This is a genomic window from Streptomyces sp. NPDC051738 (assembly GCF_044453205.1).
GTDB lineage: Bacteria > Actinomycetota > Actinomycetes > Streptomycetales > Streptomycetaceae > Streptomyces.
Window position 1 is genome coordinate 43,130 of sequence record NZ_JBITCM010000007.1, and the last position, 22,692, is coordinate 65,821.

Sequence of the window (22,692 nt, forward strand, 5' to 3'; positions counted from 1 at the left end):
GGCGACCGGCGTCCACCATTTCGACGCCGGTCGCCGGAAATCCGCCGCTACGAGGCCGGCTGCCGCTCGGGGAACGTGCCGCGCAGCCGGCCCACCAACTCCCCTACGACGGCAGTCCCGTTCAGGGTGAGGATCGACTCGGGGTGGAACTGCACCCCCGCGAAGCCGGGCCCGCGCATCGCGTGCACCTCCCCGTTGCCGGCCCGGCTGATCTCGACGCCGTGCGCCGTGAGCTCCTGCAGGGCCTCTTCGTCGCAGCGCGCCACGAAGCTGTTGTAGAAGCCGACCGTCTCCGGCCGCCCGAACAGGTCGATCGTCGTCTGCGCGCCCTGGTAGGGCACTTCCTTCCGTACGATCTCCAGCCCCAGCTCGGCCGCGATCAGCTCGTGCCCGAGGCAGACGCCGAGGACGCCGTGCCGGTTGTTCCCGATCACCTCGGCGGTGAGGTCGCGCAGGAACCGCATCTTCGGGTCGGTGAGGTCGGACGGGTCACCCGGCCCGGGGCCGAGCACGACCGGCCCCTCATGTGCGACCACCGCTTCCCGCAGCCCGGCTTCGTCGTAGCGCCGGACGGTCACCTCCAGGCCGCTCGCCCGCAGGACGTGCGCCAGCATCGCCGTGAAGGTGTCCTCCCCGTCGACGACCAGGGCATGTCCGGCCAGCTCCTCGGACCGCTCCTGCATCCGCAGCCAGAACGGGGCGAGCGACGCCCGGCGCCCATCGAGCGCGGCACGCACGCGTGGATCGTCGGCGAGATGCACGCGCGCGTGCTCCCCACGCGGCCGTGACGGACGTACGCCCAAGGCCGCCAGCACTCCCGCGGCCTTCGCGTGGGTCTCCGCGACCTCGCTCTCGGGGTCCGACCCGCGCACGAGCGTGGCGCCGACCGGCACCCGCAGCCCGCCGTCCGCGTCGATGTCGGCGGTGCGGATGAGGATGGGGGAGTCGAGGGTCTGGGCCCCGACAGAACCTTCCCGCCCGCCGCCCGCGTACCGGCCGATCAGGGCCAGCGCCCCCGCGTAGTAGCCACGCCCGCCGACCTCGTGCCGCTCGATGACCCGGCAGGCGTTCTGCACGGGCGACCCGGTGACGGTGGCCGCGAACATGGTCTCCTTCAGCACGTCCCGCACATCGAGCGAGGACTTGCCGCGCAGCTCGTACTCGGTGTGCGCGAGGTGCGCCATCTCCTTGAGGCGGGGTCCGACGACGACCCCGCCCATGTCGCCGACGGTGCACATCATCTTGAGCTCCTCGTCGACGACCATCGACAGCTCCTCGATCTCCTTGCCGTCGGCGAGGAAGTCGAGCAGATGCTCGGGCGTCGGCCCCTCGGCGGGGTAGCGGTACGTCCCGCTGATCGGGTTCATGATCACGGTCCCGCCGGACATCCGCACATGCACCTCAGGGCTCGCCCCGACCAGCGTGCGCTCCCCGGTGTGCACGACGAACGTCCAGTAAGCGCCCCGCTCGCCCTCCAGCAGCCGCCGGAACAGACTCAGGGCATCGGCACGTCCGAACCCGGCGATCTCACCCTCGTACGTCCGCCGGATCACGAAGTTCGCGCCCTCGCCCTGTCCGATCTCCTCCCGCAGCACCCGCCCGACGATCTCCGCGTACTCCTCGTCGCCGACGTCGAAGCCACCGCCCTCGACGCGCACGTCGTGGGACGGGAGCTGCTCCAGGGCTTCGGCCAGCGGGATGCCGTACGACTCCTCGGGGGTGAGCACCGCCAGGGGCGTGCCGTCGTCGCGGACGTCGAAGCCGCGCTCGCGGATCTGGCGGAAGGGGACGAGGGCCAGACCCTCGTCGGGGAGGTCGGCCAGGCGGTCGTATGTGCTGACCGGGCCGATGAGGACCTCGATCAGTTCGTGATCGTGGCCCGGGGTGCGGCGACGGAGCAGGGCGAAGGGGCGTGGGTCGTGCAGGAGCTGGGTCAGGTCCATGGATCCTCTTCCGTCGATGTCCGTATCGACGTCGGTATCGATGTCGATTCGATGCCGGTGAGGAACGACCCCGGAAACGCCGAAGGCCGCCCTCAGGCGGCCTTCGCGAAGTCTTGCGTACGCGCAGTCAGTGGGCCGCCGGATGAGCGGTCCACCACCAGTTCTGGGTCGAGTGCGCGAACATGCGAGGCACCCTACCCCATGTCCGAGTCGTGTACCTCGTGTCTCAATTGCTGGGCATGGGGCAGGACGCCCGACACGACCCCGTAATGTTGAGACGTGACCGTGAACGCTAAGACCAGCACGAGTGCTGGCAACACCTGGCGAGACCTGCCCGCGGCGCAGCAGCCCGAGTACCCCGACACCGAGGCTCTGCGCGCAGTTGTTGCGGAGCTGGAGTCGTATCCGCCGCTCGTCTTCGCGGGCGAGTGCGATCAGCTGCGCGCCCGGATGGCGGCCGTCGCCAAGGGAGAGGCGTTCCTCCTCCAGGGCGGCGACTGCGCCGAGGCCTTCGACGCGGTGTCCGCGGACCAGATCCGCAACAAGCTCAAGACCCTGCTTCAGATGGGCGCCGTGCTGACGTACGCCGCCTCGGTGCCGGTCGTGAAGGTCGGCCGCATCGCCGGCCAGTACTCCAAGCCGCGTTCCAAGGGCACCGAGACCCGCGACGGCGTGACCCTGCCGACGTACCGCGGCGACTCGGTCAACGGCTTCGACTTCAACGAGGCCGCCCGCATCCCGGACCCCGAGCGCCTGAAGCGGATGTACAACGCCTCCGCGTCCACGCTCAACCTGGTGCGCGCCTTCACCACCGGCGGCTACGCCGACCTGCGCCAGGTGCACGCCTGGAACCAGGACTTCGTGAAGTCGTCCCCCTCCGGCCAGCGCTACGAGCAGCTCGCCCGCGAGATCGACCAGGCGCTGAACTTCATGCACGCCTGCGGGGCGGACCCGGAGGAGTTCAAGACCGTCGAGTTCTACTCCTCGCACGAGGCGCTGCTGCTCGACTACGAGTCCGCGCTGACCAGGGTCGACTCCCGCACCGGGCAGCTGTACGACGTCTCCGCGCACATGGTGTGGATCGGTGAGCGCACCCGGCAGCTGGACCACGCGCACATCGAGTTCGCCTCGAAGATCCGCAACCCGATCGGCATCAAGCTCGGCCCGACGACGACGGCCGAGGACGCGCTCCAGTACATCGAGCGCCTGGACCCGGAGCGTGAGCCGGGCCGGCTGACCTTCATCGTCCGCATGGGCGCCGACAAGGTCCGCGACAAGCTCCCCGAGCTGGTCGAGAAGGTCACCGCCTCCGGTGCCACGGTCGCCTGGGTGACCGACCCGATGCACGGCAACACCTTCGAGGCGGCCTCCGGCCACAAGACCCGCCGCTTCGACGACGTGCTCGACGAGGTCAAGGGCTTCTTCGAGGTCCACAAGGGCCTCGGCACCCACCCGGGCGGCATCCACGTGGAGCTCACCGGTGACGACGTCACCGAGTGCGTGGGCGGCGGCGACGAGATCTTCGTCGACGACCTGCACCAGCGCTACGAGACGGCCTGCGACCCTCGGCTCAACCGCAGCCAGTCGCTTGACCTGGCCTTCCTCGTCGCGGAGATGTACAGGGACCAGTAACCAGTTCGGTTGTTACCGGCATGTGTAGTGGGGTGCGGATCACATACGATCCGCGCCCCACTCCACTTTTACGGTTCCTGTGTGACGGGTAAGGTTAGGTTAGCCTCACCGATCAAGGGGATGGCACATCGATCCCGCCGGGAGGTGAACCGCGTGTACGTCTGCAGTTGCTTCGGCATCACCGAGCAGCAGGTCAAGAAGCACGCGGAGGACGGTGCCTGCACCCCCCGCCAGATAGCTTCGGCCTGCAAGGCCGGCACGGACTGCGGGTCGTGTGTGCGCCGTATCCAGGCGCTCCTGGGCAGGGGTGCCTGCCCACGCCGGGAGCTGGCCGACCGGGGTCAGCCCTTGCTCTCCGACCTTGAGGACGCCGCCTAGCTCGGCTGCTCGATCTGCTGCGCGATGTAGAGCGCCTCACCGAGCTTGTCGATCAGCTCCAGCTGGGTGTCCAGGTAGTCGATGTGGTGCTCCTCGTCCTCGAGGATCGACTCGAAGAGATTCGCGGACGTGATGTCGCCCTTGGTGCGCATCACCTCGATCCCGCGCTTGAGGCGGTCGATCGCCTCGACCTCGACCTGGCGGTCGGCCTGGAACATCTCGGTGACCGTCTGCCCGACCCGCACGTGGAACAGCCGCTGGTAGTTGGGCAGGCCGTCCAGCATGAGGATGCGCTCGGTGAGCTTGTCCGCGTGCTTCATCTCATCGATGGACTCTTCACGCGTGTACTTGGCGAGCTTGGTCCAGCCTTTGTTGTCCTGGATCCGGTAGTGCAGCCAGTACTGGTTGATCGCGGTGAGCTCGCCGGTCAGCTGCTCGTTCAGGAATTCGAGGACCTCGGGGTCGCCCTGCATCGCAGAGGCTCCTTCCAAGCGGGGGAACTGGCAGGTTGCGCCGCATGATTGCACCGGTGACAAAGATCGTCCAGTAAGTCTTCACTTAGTAAGTAAGTGCATGCTTAGTCCAGTTTGTGGCGAATTGAGGGAGGTGGGGTCAGGTGCACTGCTTCGGGTCTGTCAGGATGGAGTCATGGGTCAGCCGGTGGAGCGCGAAAGTGGAGCAGCAGCACACTCCGAGCTTCCGCCGGGACAGCGAATTCAGCGTGGCTGGCCGGTCACGCACTACGGCCCCGTCCCGAAGTTCCGGCCCGAACGCTGGGAGTTCAGGGTGTTCGGGGCCACCGCCGACGGCGAGAAGCGCTGCTGGACCCACGAGGAGTTCGCGGCTCTGCCGTACACGACCGTCGTCGCCGATCTGCACTGCGTCACGAAGTTCAGCATGCTCGGTGCGGAGTGGGGCGGCATCCCGGCCCGCACGATCCTTGAGATCGCCCCGCCCGCCCCTTCCGTCACTCATGTGATGGTCTGGGCCGAGTACGGCTTCAGCTCCAACCTCCGCCTCGCCGACTTCGCCTCCGAGCGCACGATCTTCGCCACCCACAAGGACGGCGAACTGCTCACGGCGGAGCACGGTTTCCCCCTCCGTCTGGTCGTCCCCCATCTGTACGCCTGGAAGGGGCCCAAGTGGGTCCGCGGCGTGGAGTACATGACCGCCGATCGCCGCGGCTTCTGGGAGGAGCGCGGCTATCACAACATCGGCGACCCGTGGACGGAGCAGCGCTACTCGTACCAGGAGGAGCCCGGGGACGGGCCCGAGCTCTGACTCCTGCTCTCTCGCCGGCTCTCAGTGGTACTGGTGCACCACCGCATGCCCTTTGCCCCGGCCGATCATCCACTTGTTGACCGGCGTCGTCAGGACGAATGCGACGGCCAGTGCGATGGCCAGCACCCACCAGAACAGCGGGTCGGCGAGCTCGGCGTCCATGGCGCCCGGCCACAGCACGATCACGCCGTTGTCGACCAGTTCCATCACGGCGATGGACAGGGTGTCCGCGGCCAGCGCCACCTTGAGCGCGGCCCGCAGGCCGAGGCCGGCCTTCAGGACTCCGCGCAGGGTGAGCGCGTAACCGAAGAAGAAGGCCAGGATGATCGCCAGGATGAGCGTCGGCACGGTGCTCCAGCCGAGCGCGGTGCCGATCACCATGCCCAGCACCTCGCCGATGGCACAGCCGGTGAGGCAGTGCAGCGTCGCCCGGACGGCCATCGCCCAGGTGCTGGTGGCAGCCGCCTCGTGGTGGTGAGCGTGTACCGCGTGCGCTTCGTTCTGCATGAAGGCCCCCAATGCCAGGTCACGGTTCCTGTACCGAGCAGGAACCGTGTACCCCCCTGGGGTATTCCGTAACAGGCTATGCGTCCCGGAGCTTCTTCAACCGCTCCACGTCCGCCGCGTGCCCTTCCTTCCCGCCGGGCGTCTCGATGATCAGCGGTACGCCCTCCGTCGCCGGGTGGGTCATCAGCGCGCGGAACGGGTCCTCACCGATGTGACCTGCGCCGATGTTCTCGTGCCGGTCCTTGTGGGCGCCGACGACGTCCTTGGAGTCATTGGCGTGGATCAGCTTCAGCCGGCCCTCGCCGACGGTGTCCACCAGCAGGTCGAGCGTCTGGTGCATACCGGACGGGCCGGTCAGGTCGTGGCCGGCGGCGAAGATGTGGCAGGTGTCCAGGCAGACGCCCAGCTTGGGATGCGCGTCCAGCGCCTCGAAGTAGGGCCCGAAGTCCCAGGTCCGTGAACAGAGCGAGGCCCCCTGTCCGGCCGTCGACTCCAGCAGCAGATACGGGTCGTCGTCGTGGGTCAGCTCGTCGAGCAGCGGCAACAGGTGCTCCCGTACCTGCTTCAGGGCGACCGAGCGCTCACGGCCGCCGGTCGCGCTGCCGGTGTGGACGACGACGCCGAGCGCGCCTATCTCCCGCCCGCGGCGCAGCGAGTGCCGCAGCGACTCCACCGACTTCTCGACGGTCGCCTCGGTGTGCGAGCCGAAGTTGATCAGGTACGGCGCGTGCACATACGCCGGGATCGACTCAGCCTCGCACACCGCGCGGAACTCCTCGTCCTGGCGCGGGTTCCCGGTGGGCGTGGCCCAGCCGCGGGGGTTGGCGACGAAGACCTGGACCGTCTCGGCCTTGAGGTCGTGGGCGTAGGTGAGCCCGACGGAGCTGAGGCCGCCGGCCACGGGGACGTGGCCGCCGACGGGGTTGCGGGAGGGGCCCGTGAGGGCGGTGCCGGACTGCTGACTTCTCACCCGCTCAGGGTGTCATGCGGTCCGGACCGCCCGGTCACCGGATGGTGATGGTGATCGTCGACCCCTTGGGTGCCGTCTCGCCGCTGTCCACGGACTGCTTCTTGACCGTGTCGCCGAACAGCCCGAGCAGGCCGCGGTCCTCGTCGACCTGGAAGCCGGCGGCCTCCAGCTCGGCCTTGGCGTCGTCGACGCTGTCGCCGACCACGTCCGGGACCTCGATCATTTCCGGGCCCTTGGACAGCGTCAGCGTCACCGTGTCGCCCTCGGCTGCCTGGCCGCCGTCGGCCGGTGACTGCCGGGCGACCTGGCCCGCGTCGAACTCGGAGTTGACCCGCGCGGAGGCGACCTTGACCTTCAGGCCGGCCTCCTGCAGCTCGGCCCGCGCGTCCGCCAGGCTCCCGCCGGTGACGTCCGGGATGTCCACCGGGCTGCCCTTGCTGACGGTGAGCGCGACGGCGGCGCCGGAGCGGACCTTGGTGCCGTCCCCGGGGTCCGAGGAGATCACGGAGCCTCTGGTGACGTCGTCGTTGAACTCCCGGGTCACCATGCCCGGCTGGAGTCCGCTCTCCTTCAGCTCGGTCCTCGCCTTGGCCAGCGGGTAGCCCTGGAGGTCGGGCACCTTCACCGTCTCCGGTCCCTGCGAGATGACCAGGTTCACGGAGTCGTTGTGCCGTATGCGGGCGCCCGTCCCCGGATCCGTGCTGATGACGGTGCCCCGCTCGACCGTGTCGCTGTAGGCGCGCTCGACCTTTCCGACGTCGAGCCCGGCGTCCTCCAGCCGGTCCTTGGCCTGCGTCTCGGTCTTGGAGAGCAGCGGCGGGACCTTGGTGAACTGGCCGGAGTTGATGTACCAGACGCCGACACCGAGGCCGAGGGCCAGCAGGACGGCTGCGACGATGAGGAGCGGGCCGCGCGGGCCACGCGAGGTCTGTGACCGGCGCCCGGGTGGCGGCGGAGGCGGCGTCTGCAGCCGGCTGGTCCGGTTGAAAAGGGCCTCGCGATCCGGCTCGTCCTCGTTCACCGGCAGCGGCCGCTGGATGTTGAGCGCGCGCGGGATCACGCTCGTACGGTCGTCGGCGTTGCTGTGCTCCGCCGTGAGCGCCTGCGGCGGCACCGCGTCCAGCTGCTCGGCGGTCAGCGCGGCGCGGACCTCGCGGGCCTGCGCGAGCAGTGCGACGGCGTCGTACGGGCGGAGGTCCGGGGTGCGCGCGGTGGCCGACGCGACCAGCTCGTCGAGCTCGTACGCCAGGCCCGGCGCGATCGCCGAGGGCGGCGGAACGTCCTCGTGCAGGTGCTTGTAGAGCACCACGGCGGGGGAGTCCCCGTCGTGCGGCTTGTCGCCGGTGAGCATCTCGTAGAAGACGACACCGCACGCGTACACGTCGACACGGGCGTCGGCGGCGCCGGGCTGCTCGATCTGCTCGGGCGCGAGATAGGAGACGGTGCCGAGCACGGCACCGGTGGTGCTGGTCACGGTGTCCACAGACCGCACGAGTCCGAAGTCGGCGACCTTGACCCGGCCGTCATCCCCTATGAGGACGTTCTCGGGCTTCATGTCCCGGTGCACGAACCCGGCGCGGTGTGCGGCGCCGAGGGCGGCGAGCACCGGCTCCAGGATGTCCAGGGCGGCCCGGGGCTGGAGCGCCCCGCGCTCACGCAGGACGTCACGCAGGGTGCAGCCCGCGACGTACTCCATGGCGAGATAGACGTACGACCCGTCGGTGCCCTGGTCGAAGACCTGCACGACGTTGGGGTGAGCGAGCCGGGCGACGGACTTCGCCTCGCGGATGAACCGCTCGACGAACACCCCGTCGACCGCCAGTGCGGGATGCATCACCTTGAGCGCGAGGACGCGGTCGAGGCGGGTGTCCACGGCCCGGTAGACCGTGGCCATCCCGCCGACCGCGATCCGCGCGTCCACGCGATACCGGCCGTCGAGCACCTGCCCGACCAGAGGGTCCTGAAGGGTCGTATCCACGCAGGCGAGTGTACGAGCCGTCACTGACACACCCGCCGCTGCGGCCGGGATCGGGGCGGGACTGAAGCTGACCTGTGACGGACGCCTCACAGCTCGACGACCTTCATCGAACGTGCGTTCAAAATGCGGGTCGCTCGGGGTCCAGCCTCGCCAGGCCCTCCGCGGGAGACGACGCCTCCGCGAAATGCCGCCGAGGAATCCGCCCCGCCCGGTACGCCAACCGCCCCGCCTCCACCGCGTGCCGCATCGCGTCGGCCATCAGCACCGGCTCCTGCGCCCGCGTCACGGCCGAGGCGAGCATCACACCCGCGCAGCCCAGCTCCATCGCGAGCGCCGCGTCCGACGCCGTACCGGCCCCCGCGTCCAGGATCACCGGCACGCGCGCGTGCTCCACGATCAGCTGGAAGTTGTGGGGGTTGCGGATGCCGAGTCCCGAGCCGATCGGCGACCCCAGCGGCATGATCGCCGCACAGCCGACGTCCTCCAGCTTCCGCGCCAGCACCGGGTCGTCGTTCGTGTACGGCAGCACGGTGAACCCGTCGTCCACCAGCGTCTCCGCCGCGTCCAGCAGTTCGATCGGGTCCGGCAGCAGGGTCCGCTCGTCGGCGATGACCTCCAGCTTGATCAGATCCGTACCGAGCGCCTCGCGCGCGAGGCGGGCCGTCAGCACGGCCTCGCCCGCCGTGAAGCACCCGGCCGTGTTCGGCAGCACCTGGATCCCGAGCTTCTCCAGCACGGACAGTACGGACCCGTGCACCGACGGGTTCACGCGCCGCATCGCGACCGTCGTCAGCTCCGTCCCGGACGTCACCAGCGCCCGTTCCAGAACCTCCAGGCTGGGCGCTCCGCCCGTGCCCATGATCAGACGGGACGTGAAGGACGTACCGCCGATGACAAAGGGATCGTCGGCCATGGTTCAGCCTCCTTGGACGGCGGTGAGGACCTCGACGCGATCCCCTTCGGAGAGGGACGTCGACGCCCACTGCGCGCGCGGGACGACGGTTTCGTTGAGGGCGGCGGCCACTCCGGAGGGCGCCGCGCTGAGGGACTTCACGAGCGTGTCGAGAGCCGTGCCCGGCTCGATCTGCCGACGCTCGCCATTGACCGAGATGGTGACCGGGGAGTTCATGCGAGCTGCTCCGTGAGGGCCGCGGCGCCGAACCGCCTTGGCGTGAACGGACGGGCCTCGTCCGGGAGTTCACCGGTGGCCAGGACGTGCGCCATGGCGTCCCCGGTGACCGGCGTCAGCAGCACGCCGTTGCGGTAGTGCCCGGTGGCCAGCAACAGCCCGTCCAGCTCGGTCGGGCCGAGCAGCGGCGCGTTGTCGGGAGAGCCGGGGCGCAGACCGGCCCGCGTCTCGGTGAGCGGCAGTTCCGTGATGCCCGGCACCAACTCATGGGCGTCGCGCAGCAGCTCGTACACCCCGCCCGCGGTCACCGTCGTGTCCCAGCCCAGCTCCTCGCTCGTCGCCCCCACGACCAGCTCCCCGCTCTCGCGCGGCACCAGATACACCTGGCTGCCGCGCACCACGGCCCGCACGGTCCGGCTCAGGAACGGCGCGTACCGCTTCGGCACGGTCAGCCGCAGCACCTGGCCCTTCACCGGGCGTACGGGAGGCAGTACGGCGTCCGGGACCCCGGAGAGCCGCCCGCTCAGGCTGCCGGCCGCGAGGACCACCTGGCCCGCGCCCAGCGCGGTGCCGTCGGATGCGGTGACACCCGCGGCCCGCTCCCGTACGACGTCGAGGCGCTCGGCCCAGGCCCGGTGGAAGACCACGCCGGCCCGCTCGCACGCGACCACCAGTGCCGCGGCCAGCCGCCGCGGGTCGATCTGGTGGTCGCCGTCCACCCTGAGCCCCCCGCGCACGCCCGGCGCGAGCATCGGCTCCAGGCGCCGGCAGTCACGCCCCGACAGCCACTCGGACTCCAGGCCTGACTGGCGCTGCAAGGTGTGCAGTTCCCGCAGATGGGCGCGGTCGTCGGAGTCCAGCGCGACGGCGAGCGTGCCGCAGCGGCGGTAGCCGAGGTCGTGGCCCGTGAGGTCGGTGAGTTCGGCCGCGAAGTCCGGGTAGCGGCGGGCCGAGGCGAGGTTCAGGCCCAGCAGGGTCTGCTCGCCGTAGTGCAGTTCTGTGACGGCGGCCAGCATTCCGGCGGCCACCTGGGCGGCGCCGCCGCCCGGCTCGGGGTCCACGACGGTCGTCGTGAACCCGCGCTGTGCGGCCCGCCACGCCGTGACCAGGCCGATGATTCCGCCCCCGATGACAAGGACGTCTGACGTTCGCATACGCGACATGGGCGTCCAGCCCCTCCCTTCGCCGGCATGACCCGGATCAGGTTCGTACGGTCGGAGGCCGCCAGCCTCCCTCTCAGCCCGGTGCGTCCGGGCTCCCGCGAGTGCTTTACGTTGGCCACCCTAGCCCGCCGCCGTATGCCTCAGTAAGGGAGCCTCGCCCCATGGCCCGCTCGCTCGACGGTCTCGTCCTCGCCCCCGTAGCGGACCAAGCCCCAGGTCAGGTGGGTACCCGCACCCGGTTCACCTACCGCGAGAAGGACGGCGAGATCTGGGCCGAGTACGCGGGCGGAGACGTCGTACGCGGGCATCTCGTGGGCATCAGGGAAGGCGACCGGCTGGACTTCCGGTACGTCCAGCTGAAGCGGGACGGGACCACGTCGTCGGGGCACTGTGTGTCGACCGTGGTCGAGCTGGCCGACGGGCGGGTGCGGCTGGAGGAGAACTGGGAGTGGGAGTCGCAGCCGGGCAGCGGCACCAGTGTGGTGGAGCAGGTCCCGGACGAGGTTGTGGAGCGGATGCCGGACAGGGCTGTGGAGCAGGTCACGGCGCACGACTCCTGACTGACGAATTGTCAGTTGTCTATGGTGATCAGGTGAGCGAGCAGACGACGCAGTCGCAGCGCAGGGTGGTCGTCGCGGGCGCCGGTATGGCCGGTGTCCAGACGGCGGTCGCCCTTCGGGAACAGGGCTTCACGGGCCCGGTCACGCTGATCGGCGCCGAACCCCACCAGCCGTACGACCGGCCGCCCCTGTCCAAAGCAGTGCTGCTCGGCAAGGCCGAGGGCTCCGCCTTCGACGTCGACTTCGAGGCACTCGGGATCGAGCTCCGGCTGGGGCGCGAGGTGCTGGGCGTGCGCCCGGCCGACCATGAACTGGACACCGAGGGCGGGCCGGTCCCGTACGACGTCCTCGTGCTCGCCACCGGCGCCGAACCGATCCGGCTGCCGGGCGCGGAGGGCGTGCCCGGCGTGCATCTGCTGCGCACCCTGGACGACGCCGAGCGGCTGCGGCCGGTGCTCGCCCGGCAGCACGCGATCGTGGTCGTCGGTGCGGGCTGGATCGGCGCGGAGTTCGCCACGGCCGCGCGCGAGGCGGGCTGCGCTGTGACGGTCGTGGAGGCCGCCGACCGGCCGCTCGCGGGTGCGCTGCCCGCGGAGGTGGCCGCGCCGATGACCTCCTGGTACGCGGACAGCGGGACCGCGCTGCGCACGCACGCGCGCGTGGAGCGCGTCGAGCCCGGCATGGTGATCCTCGACGACGGCTCGCTCCTGTCGGCGGACGCCGTCGTGGTCGGCATCGGAGCCCGGCCCGCCACGGCCTGGCTGGCCGGCTCGGGCATCGAGCTCGGCGCGCACGGCGACGTCGTGGCCGACGACCACCTGCGCACCTCCGTACCGGACATCTACGCGGTCGGCGACTGCGCCTCCTTTCCTTCGGGAAGGTATGGCGAGCGCCTGCTGGTCCACCACTGGGACAACGCCCTCCAGGGCCCGCGCACGGTCGCCGCGAACATCCTCGGCGAGACCGCCGCGGTCTACGACCCGGTCCCGTACTTCTGGTCCGAGCAGTTCGGCCGCTTCGTCCAGTACGCCGGGCACCATGCCGCAGCCGACACGACCCTGTGGCGCGGCGACCCGTCGGGCCCGGCGTGGACGGTCTGCTGGCTGAAGGGCGACAGACTGGTCGCCCTGCTGGCGGTGGGCCGGCCGAGGGACCTGGCGCAGGGGCGGCGACTGATCGAGGCGGGCACGCCGATGGACCCGGAGCTGCTGGCGGATCCGGCGCGGCCGATGAAGGCGGCGGTGGCGTAGCGGCGGTGGCGTGTGGGGGGGCGTGCCGTACGGGCGGTGTCGCGCGGGCGGTGTCGTACGGGCGGTGACCCGGCGTGTCACTCCAACAGGTCCTCCCCGGTGGACCGTCCTGACTTCCGACTGTCAGTGGCAGATGGCAGGCTTGTAACCGTGACCGAGATTGACGCAAAGATCGATGCTCTCGTCCCCGCCTGGCTCACCCTCCCCGACATCGCAGAGATGCTGGACGTCGAGGTGACGCGTGTGCGGCAGCTGGTCAAGGAGGGCCAGCTCATCGCCGTACGCCGTGGTGAGAACCGCGCGCTGCACGTCCCTGCCGCCTTCATCGACGGGGACAAGGTCGTCAAGGGCCTGTCCGGGACCCTGACGCTCCTGCGGGACGACGGCTTCACGGACGAGGAGATGCTGGAGTGGCTCTTCACCCCCGATGACAGCCTGCCCGGCACGCCCGCGCAGGCGCTCAGTGAGAATCGCGGCACGGAGGTGAAGCGTCGCGCCCAGGCGCTCGCCGTCTGATCTGAACAACCGCATCTGAACACCGTTCGGCGTATGGGCCGGGACCGCTCCTGCGGGCCACGGTCATGGTTGACTGCGGCCGCCCGGCCCATACGCCCATCGACATATCGATACGTAGGCTCCCTCGCCGCGGCGCCGGAAGTGAGGCCGCCGCAGGGACGGTATGTGCTCTTCGCGCTCGGGGTACGGGGCGTCGGCCCGGCACGGGCGGCCAGGTCCACGCGCCCCGGTGGGTGCGCCGCCATGCTCGGCACCTGCCCTGCCCGCGCGCCCGGCTGCGGCTACCGTGCCACCGTCCGGCACGAGCCGCTGCCCCCGCCTGACGCCACCCGCCTGACACCACCGGCCCGACGCCCCGCCCGGCCACCCGACCACAGAGGGAACCGCATGTCCGACACCACCGCCGCAGCCACCGCCCGCACCCAGCTCGCCGACGCGCGGCTCTACCTCTGCACCGACGCCCGTAAGCGGCAGGGCGACCTCGCGGAGTTCCTGGACGCCGTCCTGGCCGGTGGTGTGGACATCGTGCAGCTGCGCGACAAGGGCATGGAGGCGGCCGAGGAACTGGAGCACCTGGAGGTCTTCGCCGAGGCCTGCGCCCGGCACGGCAAGCTCTTCTCGGTCAACGACCGCGCCGACGTGGCCCATGCCGCCGGCGCCGACGTCCTGCACCTGGGCCAGGGCGACCTCCCGGTCCCCGCCGCCCGCGCGATCCTCGGGGACGACGTCCTCATCGGCCGCTCCACGCACGCCGAGTCCGAGGCCGACGCGGCCGCCGTTCAGGAGGGTGTGGACTACTTCTGCACCGGCCCCTGCTGGCCCACCCCCACCAAGCCCGGTCGCCACGCCCCCGGCCTCGACCTGGTCCGCCACACGGCCGCCCTCGGCACGGACCGCCCCTGGTTCGCCATCGGCGGCATCGACCTCGCCAACCTCGATCAGGTGCTGGAGGCGGGTGCCCGCCGTGTCGTCGTCGTACGGGCGATCACGGAGGCGGACGACCCGGGCGCGGCGGCGACGGAGTTCGCGAAGCGGCTGCGGCAGATGTAGCGGGCGCCCGCGTCTCAGATTCAGGACCGCCCATTCTCAGCCAGTGGTCAGCCTCCGGCCGCGTTCCCTGGTTTCGGGACTCCGCCGACCCACCGCAGGGCCCATTTATGACCCCTGTTGTCCACGGGTTTGTCCAAGGGGTGGACAACGCCCTGACAAATCGGGCAAATTTCCGGTTCTTGGTTGGGGGACCGGGGCCCCCTGGCTAACCTGCGGGTATGGCCCTAGGCACCGCATCCATCAGGTCGGACCACGCTCGTACCGTGCGCGAGATGCTCGCGACCGGCAGGACGACGTATTCCTTCGAGTTCTACGCGCCCAAAACCCCGAAGGGCGAGCGGAACCTGTGGAACGCGCTGCGCCGGGTCGAGGCGGTGGGACCCGACTTCGTCTCCGTGACCTACGGCGCGGGCGGTTCCACCCGCGCGGGCACGGTCAAGGCGACCGAGGCGATCGCCTCGGACACCACGCTCACCCCGATCGCCCACCTCACCGCGGTCGACCACTCGGTGGCTGACCTGCGCAACATCATCGGCCAGTACGCCGACGCCGGGATCCGCAACATGCTGGCCCTGCGCGGCGACCCGCCCGGCGACCCGCTGGGCGACTGGGTGCGGCATCCGCAGGGCCTCACCTACGCCGCCGAACTCGTCGAACTGATCAAGGCGTCCGGAGATTTCTGCGTGGGCGTCGCGGCCTTCCCCGCGATGCACCCGCGCTCCGCCGACTGGGACGCGGACGTCCGTCACTTCGTCGACAAATGCCGGGCCGGCGCGGACTACGCGATCACCCAGATGTTCTTCGAACCGGAGGACTACCTGCGGCTGCGCGACCGCGTATCGGCCGCGGGCTGTGACACCCCGATCATCCCCGAGATCATGCCGATCGCCAGCGCACGGACCCTGGAACGGATCCCGTCCCTCACCAACGCCGCCTTCCCGGCCGCTCTGAAAGAGCGGATCCTCACAGCCAAGGACGATCCGGCGGCTGTACGCTCGATCGGGATCGAGTTCGCCACGGAGTTCTGCGCGCGGCTGCTGGCCGAAGGAGTGCCAGGACTGCACTTCATCACGCTCAACAACTCCACGGCGACACTGGAAATCTACGAGAACCTGGGCCTGCACCACCCATCGCAGGCCTAGACCGGCCGTCCTGACATACGTCACACTGCGTAGGCGGCCACTGGGAGAGGGGCGTACATGGGCTGGACGGTCCTCTACATCGCGTTCGGCATCGTCGCGCTGTGGCTGTTGGGCGAGGTGCTGCTGCAGTACAAGGCACGTCTGCGCTGGCGGCTGCTCGCCTTCGTCGGCTTCCTCGGCGTCGTGGTCGGGGTGCTGATCCCGTCCGTCATCGTCATCGGGCTGGGCGCGGCCGCGTTCGCGGTCGGCCAGACCTACGTCACGTTGTCGTTCCGCCGCGGCTTCTCGGCCGGCTGGGCGGTCTCCGCCCCGGCCCTGGGCCCGCTGGCCGCCGCCAAGCGCCGCCGCGGCGAGCCCGAGCGCCAGGAGCCGACGCTGGAGGTCTCCGATCTCCAGGCGAGCGAGGCAGGCTTCGGCGGCGGCGACGGTTCGTACGGTCCCGACAACGCCAAGTACGGCCAGGACAACGTCGGTTACGGTCACGATGACTACGACCGCGACGACGTCTTCACGCCCTCGCGCCAGGCCCAGCCCACGGCAGCGGAGACGACCTCGGTCTACGAGCCGCAGCCCCTGCCGGAGGACACCGGCTCGTACGGCATATACAGCGACCCCGCCTACGCCGCCAACCAGAACTACCAGGCCGCGGGCCAGCCCCAGGACCAATACGCGACGGCCGACCAGAGCTACTCGTACGACGGCTACTCCGGCTACGACCAGCAGCAGTACGGCTACGACGCGACCGGCCAGCAGCAGTACGCCGCCTACTCCGACCCGTACATCGGCACCCAGACCTACGACGGCACCTCGTACGACGCCTACGGCCAGCAGCAGTACGGCTACGACGCGACCGGCCAGCAGCAGTACGCCACCGGCACCTACGGCGAGACCCCGCCCGGCGGTGTCTGGGTCCCACAGCAGCGCACCGACGAGACGTACGGCGGCGAACTCCCGCCGGAGCAGCAGTACCCGTACCAGGGCGACGGCCAGCAGCAGGGGCAGGGCCAGGGGTACGACGAGCAGTACCGTTTCTGACGCCTGAGCCCGACGCCGGAAACCAGCAGGTCTACGCGGGTATCACCGCGAGCCCCGCCACAGCACTGCGCATCACCGCGAGCCCCTGAACTCCGGACCCTCCACGATCAGCCCGGCCACCAGCGCGCCCGACATACCGGCGTGAGCGAGACCGCCGCCGGGGTGGGACCAGCCGCCGACCGTGAACAGGCCCGGTATCCGCGTGCTGTTGGACGGGTGCAGGAGGGTCCCGTGAGCCGCGGCCAGCGCGGGGGCGGGCACACCGCCGCCCTCGGCTCCCGTCTCCCGCAGGGTGTCCACGGGTGTGCGGACCTCGCGCCACAGGATCCGCTCGCGCAGTCCGGGCATCGCCCGCTCCGCTACGGCGACCATCCGGTCCGCGAAGGCGTCGGCGGCGCCGGCCGCGGTCCAGTCGTACAGCGCCTGTGACGGCACCGTGGCCGTGAGCACCAAGGACTCGTGCGCGTCGTCGGGGCGCAGGGCCGGGTCGTCCGGCCGGTCGATCCGGACCGTCGGCTGCGCGGGCGGCTCTCCGACTTCGAGGGCGTCCGACTCGGCCTGCCGGTCCGGGGAGTGCACGACCGTACGGTGCGCGGCGCCCACTTCTCGCGCCCCGCGCAGCGCCAGGCAGACCACGACCCGGCCTCGGGACATGCCCTCGGCGCTCGGTTCGACCTCCTCCGCCCGGTACAGCTCACGGCCGTGCACCAGGTCGCTCAGCCGCCACGGTCCGCCGCCGACGACCGTGTCAGCCTCCACCACCGTCCCTCCCCCAGAGCCGAAAGCCTGGGAGGCGTCCCCAGCCAGCTCCACCCCCACCGCCCGGCCGTCCTTCTCCACGACCCCGGTGACCTCCGCACCGAAGTGGAACTCGACCTTGCGGGCCACGCACCGCTCGTACACCGCCCGCGCCAACTCCCGTATGCCGCCCCGCACATACCAGGTCCCGAAGGCGTGCTCCAGGTACGGCAGCACCGCCGCGCTCGCCGGGGTCACGGCCGGGTCCAGGCCGTATGCGAGGGCGTGGCTCTCCAGCAGGGCGACGAGCCGGGGGTCGCGCAGTTCCCAGGCGCCGACCTCGGCGAGCGTGCCCGCTCGGCGGGTGCGCAGGAACCGCTTGTGGGGGACCGACGGATAGGGCTCGCGCTCGGCCAGCTCCTGCCAGTTCGGCCACAGGGGCTCCTCCAGCAGCGGCCTGCGCGTCCGGTCCCAGGCCTCGCGGGCGCGGACCAGGAAGTCGCCCCAGCGGTCGCCGGTGCCGGCACCCAGCGCCTCGTCCAGGGCGGTCACCACACCTGCGCGCGAGGCGTTCGGCAGGGACACCTCGGTGCCGTCCGCGAAGACGTGCCGAGCGGACGGGTCGACCTGGACCAGCTCGACGCACGCCTCCAGCGGCTCTTTGCCGGTCTTGATGAACAGGTCGCGGTACACGGCGGGAAGCGGGAGCAGCCCCGGTCCCGTGTCGAAGCCGAAGCCGTCGCGTTCGAGGCGGCGCACCGCTCCGCCGTACGTCTCCGTACGCTCGTACACCGCCACCCGGTGGCCCGCGACGGCGAGCCGGGCAGCGGCCGCCATCGCGCCCATCCCGGCGCCGATCACCACAATCCTTGCCATGTCAGGGACTTTATCGGCCGCCACTGACAACGGCCCGCGGGCCTCGGGCGGGAGCTCAGCCGGGCCGTTGCCCCACCGGCTGCGCGAGCCGTTTCTCTTCGCGTCGCTGGGCCCTGCGCCGCAGGAAGCGACGGATCCGTGAGGCGAGGAATAGAAGCAGGAACAGACCGGCGAACAGCAGGCCGCCCGCGATCACGGCCGCGCCCACGGGGTGGAAGATCGCGAAGGTGATGATCGCGGCTACCCCGAGGTCCTCGGCGATGCTCACCACGATGTTGCTGAACGGCTCTGGCGAGGTGTTGACCGCCATCCGCGTCCCGGCCTTGACCAGGTGGCTCAGCAACGCCGTGGAACCGCCGACCGCGCCGGCGGCCACCTCGGGGAGCGACCCGCTCTGCCCGGCGAGCAGCGCCGCGACGACCGCGCCGGAGACCGGCCGGATCACGGTGTGCACCGCGTCCCAGGCCGAGTCCGCGTACGGGATCTTGTCGGCGACGGCCTCGCACAGGAACAGCACGCCGGCGGCTATCAGGACATCGGGCCGTTGCAGCGCCTCGGGCACGTCGTCGCTCATGCCCGTGGCGCCGAAGACGCCGAGCAGCAGCACCACGGCGTACGCGTTGACGCCGCTGGCCCAGCCGCTCGTGAAGACCAAAGGGAGTATCGACACGGACGCGATCGTAACCACTCGGCAACGGGCGGTCCTGGGCCTGAGTGCGCAGGTCTGAGTACGCGTACCTAGTCGGTGAGTTGAGTACGCGCGCGGATGGGGCCCGACCTGCGTGAACGAGAGAGTGGAGGCACGGAGAAGGGGATCGGCTCCGGCACCGGCGACACGGGGCGCCGGAACGGAGCGACCCCGGATCCGCTCCTTCCGCCGACCAGGCGTCGGCGGGAGCGAGACCGGGGGACCCGGGGGAACGACCGAACGGGGGTCCGACGGGGGACACGGGGGAGTACGGGGGAGCAGGAGAAGGCGCCGGTTCGACAGTGGCCCGCGGGGGACGCGGCCACTGCGGACCGGCGCTTTCGCATGTGCGCCCGGCCGCTTAGCCGCGCCCGCTCACCCGGCCCTGCAGCAGCCGGGACAGCGCCGCGTGCACGTCGTCCAGGGAGCGCTCCGGCTGGAAGGACTTCCAGTCAAGGGCGGCCACCAGGACCATGCCGACCAGTGCGGAGGCGGTCAGCGGGACGTCGATCTCCTCGCTGAACTCGCCCTTCTCGACGCCCTCGCGCAGCACGCCCTCGACGACCGCCACGGCCTGCTGCCGGACCACCATCAGGGTGGACTGCCAGGCCCGGTTCGTCCGCCACAGCTCGGCGACGTACAGCTGGGTGAAGGACGGATAGCGGTCGATGAAGACCAGCCCCGCGCGGATCATCGCGTCCAGTGCGTCCACCTTGCTGCCGCCGTCCCGGGCGGTCTGCTCCGCCGCCTCCCGCAGGGAGGCGGTGAGGAGTTCGACCCCGTGCCGCAGCAGCTCCTCGAAGAGGACGGACTTGCTCGCGAAGTTGTAGTAGACCGTGCCCTTCGCCACCCCGGCCCGTTCGGCGATCTCGTCCACCGTGGTGGCGGAGAAGCCCTGTTCGGCGATGAGCGTGACGGCCGCCTCGTAGAGCTTCTGCCGGGTGGCCTCGCGGCGCGTGCTGCCGCCCGACGGGGCGCTGCTGCTTTCCATGGCACTGATTGTCCCGCGCGCGGTCACAGGCTCAGCTCCGGGTGCAGCCGGTCGAGCGTCCACACCTGCCGGCGACGGGCCGACAGCGCGGTCAGTGCGACGGCGCCCGCGGTGAAGGCGATGAGCACCACGCACGCGTGCCACACCGGAACCAGATCGCCGCCCGTGATGAGCCTCCTGAGCGCCTCCACGACGTAGCTCATCGGCAGGAAGGGGTGCAGCGCGTTGAAGAAGCCCGGGCTGGTCTGCACCGGGTAGGTGCCGCCCGCCGACGTCAACTGCAGCATCAGCAGGGCCAGTACGAGGATCCGGCCCGCCGCTCCGAAGCGTGCGTTCAGCCACTGCACGATCGCCGCGAAGCACGCCGTCACCAGGAACAGGAAGCCCACGGTCCCGGCCGCCCGCGCCATCTGGAGCCCGACCGCCCAGTGCAGCACCGACATCAGTGCGACCGTCTGCAGCACCCCGATCGCCACCACGGGCAGCCAGCCGGCCAGCGCGATCCGCCAGGCCGAGGCACCCGCGGCGAGCGCGCGCCGGTTCATCGGCGAGATCAGCATGTACGCCACCATCGCGCCCACCCACAGGGACAGCGGGATGAAGTACGGCGCGAAACCGGTGCCGTAGTTGGGCGCCTTGTGCATGTCCCGGGAGACGAGCTGAACCGGGTCGGCCATGATCTCGGTGCGCTGGTCGCGAGCTTGCTTGTCGTAGTCGGGGATCTGCTTCGCGCCGTCGTGCAGCCCGTCGGAGAGCTTCCCGGAGCCGTCGACGAGCTGGTAGATGCCGCCGTTGAGGTCGTACGCGCCCGTCTTCAGATCGCCTACGCCGGAGTCCAGATCCACCGCGCCGGTCTTGGCCGAGCCGATCCCCGCGTGCAGCGCCTTGGCGCCCGCGGCGGCCTTGGCGGCCCCGTCGTTCAGCTGGTTGATCCTGCTGACGGCGTCGTCGAGGTCCTCGGAGAGGCGGGGCGCGCGGTCGGCCAGGGCCTGGGACTGCTTCTGGAGGGTCGCGAGATGCTGGTCGAGCCTCTTCAGATCGCCGTCCTGGTCGGCGATCAGCGTGTTGAGGTCGTCGGCGATCATCGCCACGTCCGCGGCCGACTGCCTCGCCTTCTTCAGGTCGGAGCAGGCCGGGTCGGGCAGTACGGCGTCCTCGCAGCGCACCTTGTAGATGGCGTCCAGGGCGTCGGAAGCCGTATGGGCCCCCTTGGCGGCGCCCGGTGCCCGCTCCACGAGGTCGTCGAGGTTGTTCCGGATCGCCCCCGACCCGTCGGCGACCAACTGAGCGGAGTCCTCGATGGTCTTCTCGTTGTCCGCAAGGAACGGACCGACCTTCCGCTCCACGCCGTTGACCCTGTCGGCCAGCGTCTGCGTGCCCTGCGCGACCCGCCGGAAGCCGTCCGCCAGGTCGCCCGCGCGTTGGTTGAGCGTGGTCAGGCCCGTCGACAGCTCGACACTTCCCTCCTTGGCGTCCGTCAGCCCGTCGGCGAGGTCCTTGGAGCCCTTCTCCGCCTCGCCGATGCCGCCTTCGAGCTGGTCGGCGCCGTCAGCGGCCTTCACCGTCGCGCCGTGGATGTCGGAGAACGACACGAAGATCCGGTCCAGGAACGACCGCGACGCCTTGGTCGACGCCGCCTCGCGCACCTCGCTGAAGACCGTCCGCGAGATCTGCCCGACGATGTAGTTGTTCGCGTCGTTCGTACGTACCTGAAGGGCGCCCGTCTCCGGCGAGTCGCCCGCGCTGGACGCGATCCGCTCACTGAAGTCGGCCGGCATGCTCAGCGACAGGTAGTAGGTGCCGTTCTCGACACCCTTCTCGGCCTCGGCGGCACTCACCTCGTGCCAGTCGAAGACGTCGCTCTCCCGCAGCCCTTCGGTGATGTCGTCGCCGGCCGTGAGCTTCTTCCCCTCGACGGCCGCCCCCTTGTCGTCGTTCACGAGGGCCACGGGGATGCGGTCGAGACGGCCGTACGGGTCCCAGAACGACCACAGGTACAGGGCGCCGTAGAGCAGGGGCAGCACCAGCAGCGCGACCAGGGCGGCACGCGGCAGCTTCCCCCGTCCGAAGCGCCGGAGCTCAAGCGCGGCCAGCCTCGGCGAGCGCATCGGCGGCCTCCTTTCCGTCCGTTGCGTGGGTGGTCGCCTTGACCGTGCCGTCGGGAGCCTCGCTGCACACCGCCACGACCGTCGTCCCGGCCTCGGCGATCGACCTCAACAGCGCCCAGACCTGGGCCCGTTCGGCGTCCGAGAGCTTGAGGTCGGTGTCGTCCACGCCGAGCAGGCGCGGGCGCGCGAGCAGGGCCAGCGCGATGGACAGCCGCAGCGCCTCCGGACGCTCCAGATCCCTTACGGCCGTACGCGAGCCCTTGGGCAGGGTCTCCAGGTCGAGGCCCGCGGCCGTGAGCGCGGTGTCGATCCGCACCCGCTGCTCGCTCTTCCGCTCGGCACGTGGCCGCAGCAGCCCGCGCAACGAGTCGCCGAACCGCCGCTGCAGCAGCGCCCGTTCGTGGAGATGCTCGGCGACGGTCAGGGCCGGCTCCAGGTCGGTCACACCCGGGACATGGGCCAGGGCGCTGACGCGCCGTACCGCCGCCATGCGCTTGGGCAGCGCGGTCCCGCCGATGTCGGCGGTTCCCTCGGTGGGCTTCATCCGCCCGGTGAGCGCGAGCAGCAGGCACGTACGGCCACTGCCTGACGGCCCTTCGATCGTGATCAGCGAGCCGGGCCCGGCCTCGAAGGAGACCCCGCGGAACGCCCATCCGCGGGGCCCTTCGAGCCCGAGGCCCTGGGCCGTGACGCCGACTCCGGTCACGGTTCCCCCCATCCCTGCCCCCTCTTTTTGAACTGACTGGTCAGTGCAAAA

Annotated in this window: 23 protein-coding genes and 1 riboswitch; of the genes, 9 read left to right on the forward strand and 14 right to left on the reverse strand. The window is 70.7% G+C overall.

The genetic code is table 11. From position 1 onward, the window contains the following. Positions 1 to 47: 47 nt before the first annotated feature. Together ACIA8X_RS17875 and ACIA8X_RS17880 are read right to left on the reverse strand one after the other, a co-directional pair. Entirely contained in the window at positions 48 to 1,943 is a 1,896-nt protein-coding gene (locus ACIA8X_RS17875; RefSeq protein WP_393442400.1) for an anthranilate synthase family protein, read from the reverse strand. Positions 1,944 to 2,070: 127 nt separating this feature from the next. Further along, positions 2,071 to 2,127, reverse strand: a complete 57-nt coding sequence (locus tag ACIA8X_RS17880; protein ID WP_071528813.1) for a trp operon leader peptide — start codon at positions 2,125 to 2,127, stop codon at positions 2,071 to 2,073. A 95-nt stretch (positions 2,128 to 2,222) separates the two neighbouring features. Here ACIA8X_RS17880 and ACIA8X_RS17885 point away from each other — a divergent pair, with 95 nt between their 5' ends. Both ACIA8X_RS17885 and ACIA8X_RS17890 read left to right on the forward strand, forming a co-directional pair. Further along, positions 2,223 to 3,575 (forward strand): class II 3-deoxy-7-phosphoheptulonate synthase, encoded by a 1,353-nt coding sequence (locus ACIA8X_RS17885; RefSeq protein WP_393442402.1) that lies wholly within the window; start codon positions 2,223 to 2,225, stop codon positions 3,573 to 3,575. A 144-nt stretch (positions 3,576 to 3,719) separates the two neighbouring features. Then, a complete protein-coding gene (locus ACIA8X_RS17890) occupies positions 3,720 to 3,953 on the forward strand; it encodes a bacterioferritin-associated ferredoxin (protein ID WP_393443241.1) in 234 nt (77 codons plus the stop codon). On the opposite strand, the gene bfr is transcribed toward ACIA8X_RS17890, so the two are convergent. Then, positions 3,950 to 4,426 (reverse strand): bacterioferritin, encoded by a 477-nt coding sequence (bfr, locus tag ACIA8X_RS17895; protein WP_031483318.1) that lies wholly within the window; start codon positions 4,424 to 4,426, stop codon positions 3,950 to 3,952. The two genes, ACIA8X_RS17890 and bfr, sit on opposite strands and share 4 nt — an antisense overlap. Before the next feature lie 175 nt (positions 4,427 to 4,601). On the opposite strand from bfr, the gene ACIA8X_RS17900 reads away from it, so the two are divergent. Beyond that, entirely contained in the window at positions 4,602 to 5,234 is a 633-nt protein-coding gene (locus ACIA8X_RS17900; RefSeq protein WP_393442404.1) for a sulfite oxidase-like oxidoreductase, read from the forward strand. 21 nt (positions 5,235 to 5,255) lie between these two features. Here the strand turns inward: ACIA8X_RS17900 and ACIA8X_RS17905 are convergent, their stop codons facing one another. From ACIA8X_RS17905 to thiO, 6 genes are all read right to left on the reverse strand, one after another. After that, complete coding sequence (locus ACIA8X_RS17905) at positions 5,256 to 5,741, reverse strand: DUF4396 domain-containing protein (RefSeq protein WP_393442406.1); 486 nt, start codon at positions 5,739 to 5,741, stop codon at positions 5,256 to 5,258. 76 nt (positions 5,742 to 5,817) lie between these two features. Further along, a complete protein-coding gene (locus ACIA8X_RS17910) occupies positions 5,818 to 6,711 on the reverse strand; it encodes a deoxyribonuclease IV (protein WP_393442408.1) in 894 nt (297 codons plus the stop codon). A gap of 34 nt (positions 6,712 to 6,745) precedes the next feature. Continuing rightward, entirely contained in the window at positions 6,746 to 8,689 is a 1,944-nt protein-coding gene (gene pknB, locus ACIA8X_RS17915) for a Stk1 family PASTA domain-containing Ser/Thr kinase (RefSeq protein WP_393442410.1), read from the reverse strand. Between the two features lie 118 nt (positions 8,690 to 8,807). Further along, positions 8,808 to 9,602, reverse strand: coding sequence for a thiazole synthase (locus ACIA8X_RS17920; protein ID WP_393442412.1), 795 nt, complete (start codon positions 9,600 to 9,602; stop codon positions 8,808 to 8,810). A gap of 3 nt (positions 9,603 to 9,605) precedes the next feature. After that, positions 9,606 to 9,818 carry a sulfur carrier protein ThiS gene (gene thiS / locus ACIA8X_RS17925; RefSeq protein WP_393442414.1) on the reverse strand — a complete coding sequence of 71 codons (213 nt, stop codon included), beginning with the start codon at positions 9,816 to 9,818 and terminating at the stop codon, positions 9,606 to 9,608. Continuing rightward, positions 9,815 to 10,981, reverse strand: coding sequence for a glycine oxidase ThiO (thiO, locus tag ACIA8X_RS17930; RefSeq protein WP_393442416.1), 1,167 nt, complete (start codon positions 10,979 to 10,981; stop codon positions 9,815 to 9,817). Before thiO ends, thiS begins: the two co-directional genes overlap by 4 nt. Next, a riboswitch (TPP riboswitch) is annotated at positions 10,979 to 11,090 on the reverse strand. It overlaps the preceding gene by 3 nt. Before the next feature lie 52 nt (positions 11,091 to 11,142). On the opposite strand from thiO, the gene ACIA8X_RS17935 reads away from it, so the two are divergent. From ACIA8X_RS17935 to ACIA8X_RS17960, 6 genes are all read left to right on the forward strand, one after another. Beyond that, the gene (locus ACIA8X_RS17935) at positions 11,143 to 11,541 is read left to right on the forward strand and encodes a hypothetical protein (protein ID WP_393442418.1); all 399 of its coding nucleotides are present in this window, start codon (positions 11,143 to 11,145) and stop codon (positions 11,539 to 11,541) included. 32 nt (positions 11,542 to 11,573) lie between these two features. Then, positions 11,574 to 12,791, forward strand: a complete 1,218-nt coding sequence (locus tag ACIA8X_RS17940) for an NAD(P)/FAD-dependent oxidoreductase (RefSeq protein ID WP_393442420.1) — start codon at positions 11,574 to 11,576, stop codon at positions 12,789 to 12,791. A 150-nt stretch (positions 12,792 to 12,941) separates the two neighbouring features. After that, positions 12,942 to 13,307, forward strand: a complete 366-nt coding sequence (locus tag ACIA8X_RS17945; RefSeq protein ID WP_093907004.1) for an Rv2175c family DNA-binding protein — start codon at positions 12,942 to 12,944, stop codon at positions 13,305 to 13,307. A gap of 387 nt (positions 13,308 to 13,694) precedes the next feature. Then, entirely contained in the window at positions 13,695 to 14,357 is a 663-nt protein-coding gene (gene thiE / locus ACIA8X_RS17950) for a thiamine phosphate synthase (RefSeq protein ID WP_393442422.1), read from the forward strand. A gap of 218 nt (positions 14,358 to 14,575) precedes the next feature. Next, on the forward strand, positions 14,576 to 15,499 hold the full coding sequence (metF, locus tag ACIA8X_RS17955; protein WP_393442424.1) for a methylenetetrahydrofolate reductase [NAD(P)H]: 924 nt from the start codon (positions 14,576 to 14,578) through the stop codon (positions 15,497 to 15,499). 57 nt (positions 15,500 to 15,556) lie between these two features. Beyond that, a complete protein-coding gene (locus ACIA8X_RS17960) occupies positions 15,557 to 16,534 on the forward strand; it encodes a hypothetical protein (protein WP_399458655.1) in 978 nt (325 codons plus the stop codon). A gap of 72 nt (positions 16,535 to 16,606) precedes the next feature. On the opposite strand, the gene ACIA8X_RS17965 is transcribed toward ACIA8X_RS17960, so the two are convergent. The 5 genes from ACIA8X_RS17965 to ACIA8X_RS17985 all read right to left on the reverse strand — a co-directional run bounded on the left by ACIA8X_RS17965 (position 16,607) and on the right by ACIA8X_RS17985 (position 22,653). Further along, positions 16,607 to 18,148 carry a phytoene desaturase family protein gene (locus ACIA8X_RS17965; protein WP_399458656.1) on the reverse strand — a complete coding sequence of 514 codons (1,542 nt, stop codon included), beginning with the start codon at positions 18,146 to 18,148 and terminating at the stop codon, positions 16,607 to 16,609. Positions 18,149 to 18,203: 55 nt separating this feature from the next. After that, positions 18,204 to 18,818: a DUF4126 domain-containing protein gene (locus ACIA8X_RS17970; RefSeq protein WP_399458657.1), complete on the reverse strand. Its 615-nt coding sequence runs from the start codon at positions 18,816 to 18,818 to the stop codon at positions 18,204 to 18,206. 379 nt (positions 18,819 to 19,197) lie between these two features. Next, positions 19,198 to 19,827 (reverse strand): TetR/AcrR family transcriptional regulator, encoded by a 630-nt coding sequence (locus ACIA8X_RS17975; protein ID WP_393442432.1) that lies wholly within the window; start codon positions 19,825 to 19,827, stop codon positions 19,198 to 19,200. Positions 19,828 to 19,850: 23 nt separating this feature from the next. Beyond that, positions 19,851 to 21,935, reverse strand: a complete 2,085-nt coding sequence (locus ACIA8X_RS17980) for a YhgE/Pip family protein (RefSeq protein ID WP_399458658.1) — start codon at positions 21,933 to 21,935, stop codon at positions 19,851 to 19,853. Then, positions 21,907 to 22,653, reverse strand: coding sequence for an ATP-binding cassette domain-containing protein (locus tag ACIA8X_RS17985; protein ID WP_393442436.1), 747 nt, complete (start codon positions 22,651 to 22,653; stop codon positions 21,907 to 21,909). Before ACIA8X_RS17985 ends, ACIA8X_RS17980 begins: the two co-directional genes overlap by 29 nt. Positions 22,654 to 22,692 lie beyond the last annotated feature (39 nt).

Excerpts from the sequence above, each read along its gene's own strand:
- ACIA8X_RS17875 (WP_393442400.1), bottom strand. The coding sequence starts at position 1,943 with ATGGACCTGACCCAGCTCCTGCACGACCCACGCCCCTTCGCCCTGCTC.
- bfr (WP_031483318.1), bottom strand. The coding sequence starts at position 4,426 with ATGCAGGGCGACCCCGAGGTCCTCGAATTCCTGAACGAGCAGCTGACC.
- ACIA8X_RS17900 (WP_393442404.1), top strand. The coding sequence starts at position 4,602 with ATGGGTCAGCCGGTGGAGCGCGAAAGTGGAGCAGCAGCACACTCCGAG.
- ACIA8X_RS17905 (WP_393442406.1), bottom strand. The coding sequence starts at position 5,741 with ATGCAGAACGAAGCGCACGCGGTACACGCTCACCACCACGAGGCGGCT.
- ACIA8X_RS17920 (WP_393442412.1), bottom strand. The coding sequence starts at position 9,602 with ATGGCCGACGATCCCTTTGTCATCGGCGGTACGTCCTTCACGTCCCGT.
- thiS (WP_393442414.1), bottom strand. The coding sequence starts at position 9,818 with ATGAACTCCCCGGTCACCATCTCGGTCAATGGCGAGCGTCGGCAGATC.
- thiO (WP_393442416.1), bottom strand. The coding sequence starts at position 10,981 with ATGTCGCGTATGCGAACGTCAGACGTCCTTGTCATCGGGGGCGGAATC.
- ACIA8X_RS17935 (WP_393442418.1), top strand. The coding sequence starts at position 11,143 with ATGGCCCGCTCGCTCGACGGTCTCGTCCTCGCCCCCGTAGCGGACCAA.
- thiE (WP_393442422.1), top strand. The coding sequence starts at position 13,695 with ATGTCCGACACCACCGCCGCAGCCACCGCCCGCACCCAGCTCGCCGAC.
- metF (WP_393442424.1), top strand. The coding sequence starts at position 14,576 with ATGGCCCTAGGCACCGCATCCATCAGGTCGGACCACGCTCGTACCGTG.
- ACIA8X_RS17960 (WP_399458655.1), top strand. The coding sequence starts at position 15,557 with ATGGGCTGGACGGTCCTCTACATCGCGTTCGGCATCGTCGCGCTGTGG.
- ACIA8X_RS17965 (WP_399458656.1), bottom strand. The coding sequence starts at position 18,148 with ATGGCAAGGATTGTGGTGATCGGCGCCGGGATGGGCGCGATGGCGGCC.
- ACIA8X_RS17975 (WP_393442432.1), bottom strand. The coding sequence starts at position 19,827 with ATGGAAAGCAGCAGCGCCCCGTCGGGCGGCAGCACGCGCCGCGAGGCC.
- ACIA8X_RS17980 (WP_399458658.1), bottom strand. The coding sequence starts at position 21,935 with ATGCGCTCGCCGAGGCTGGCCGCGCTTGAGCTCCGGCGCTTCGGACGG.
- ACIA8X_RS17985 (WP_393442436.1), bottom strand. The coding sequence starts at position 22,653 with ATGGGGGGAACCGTGACCGGAGTCGGCGTCACGGCCCAGGGCCTCGGG.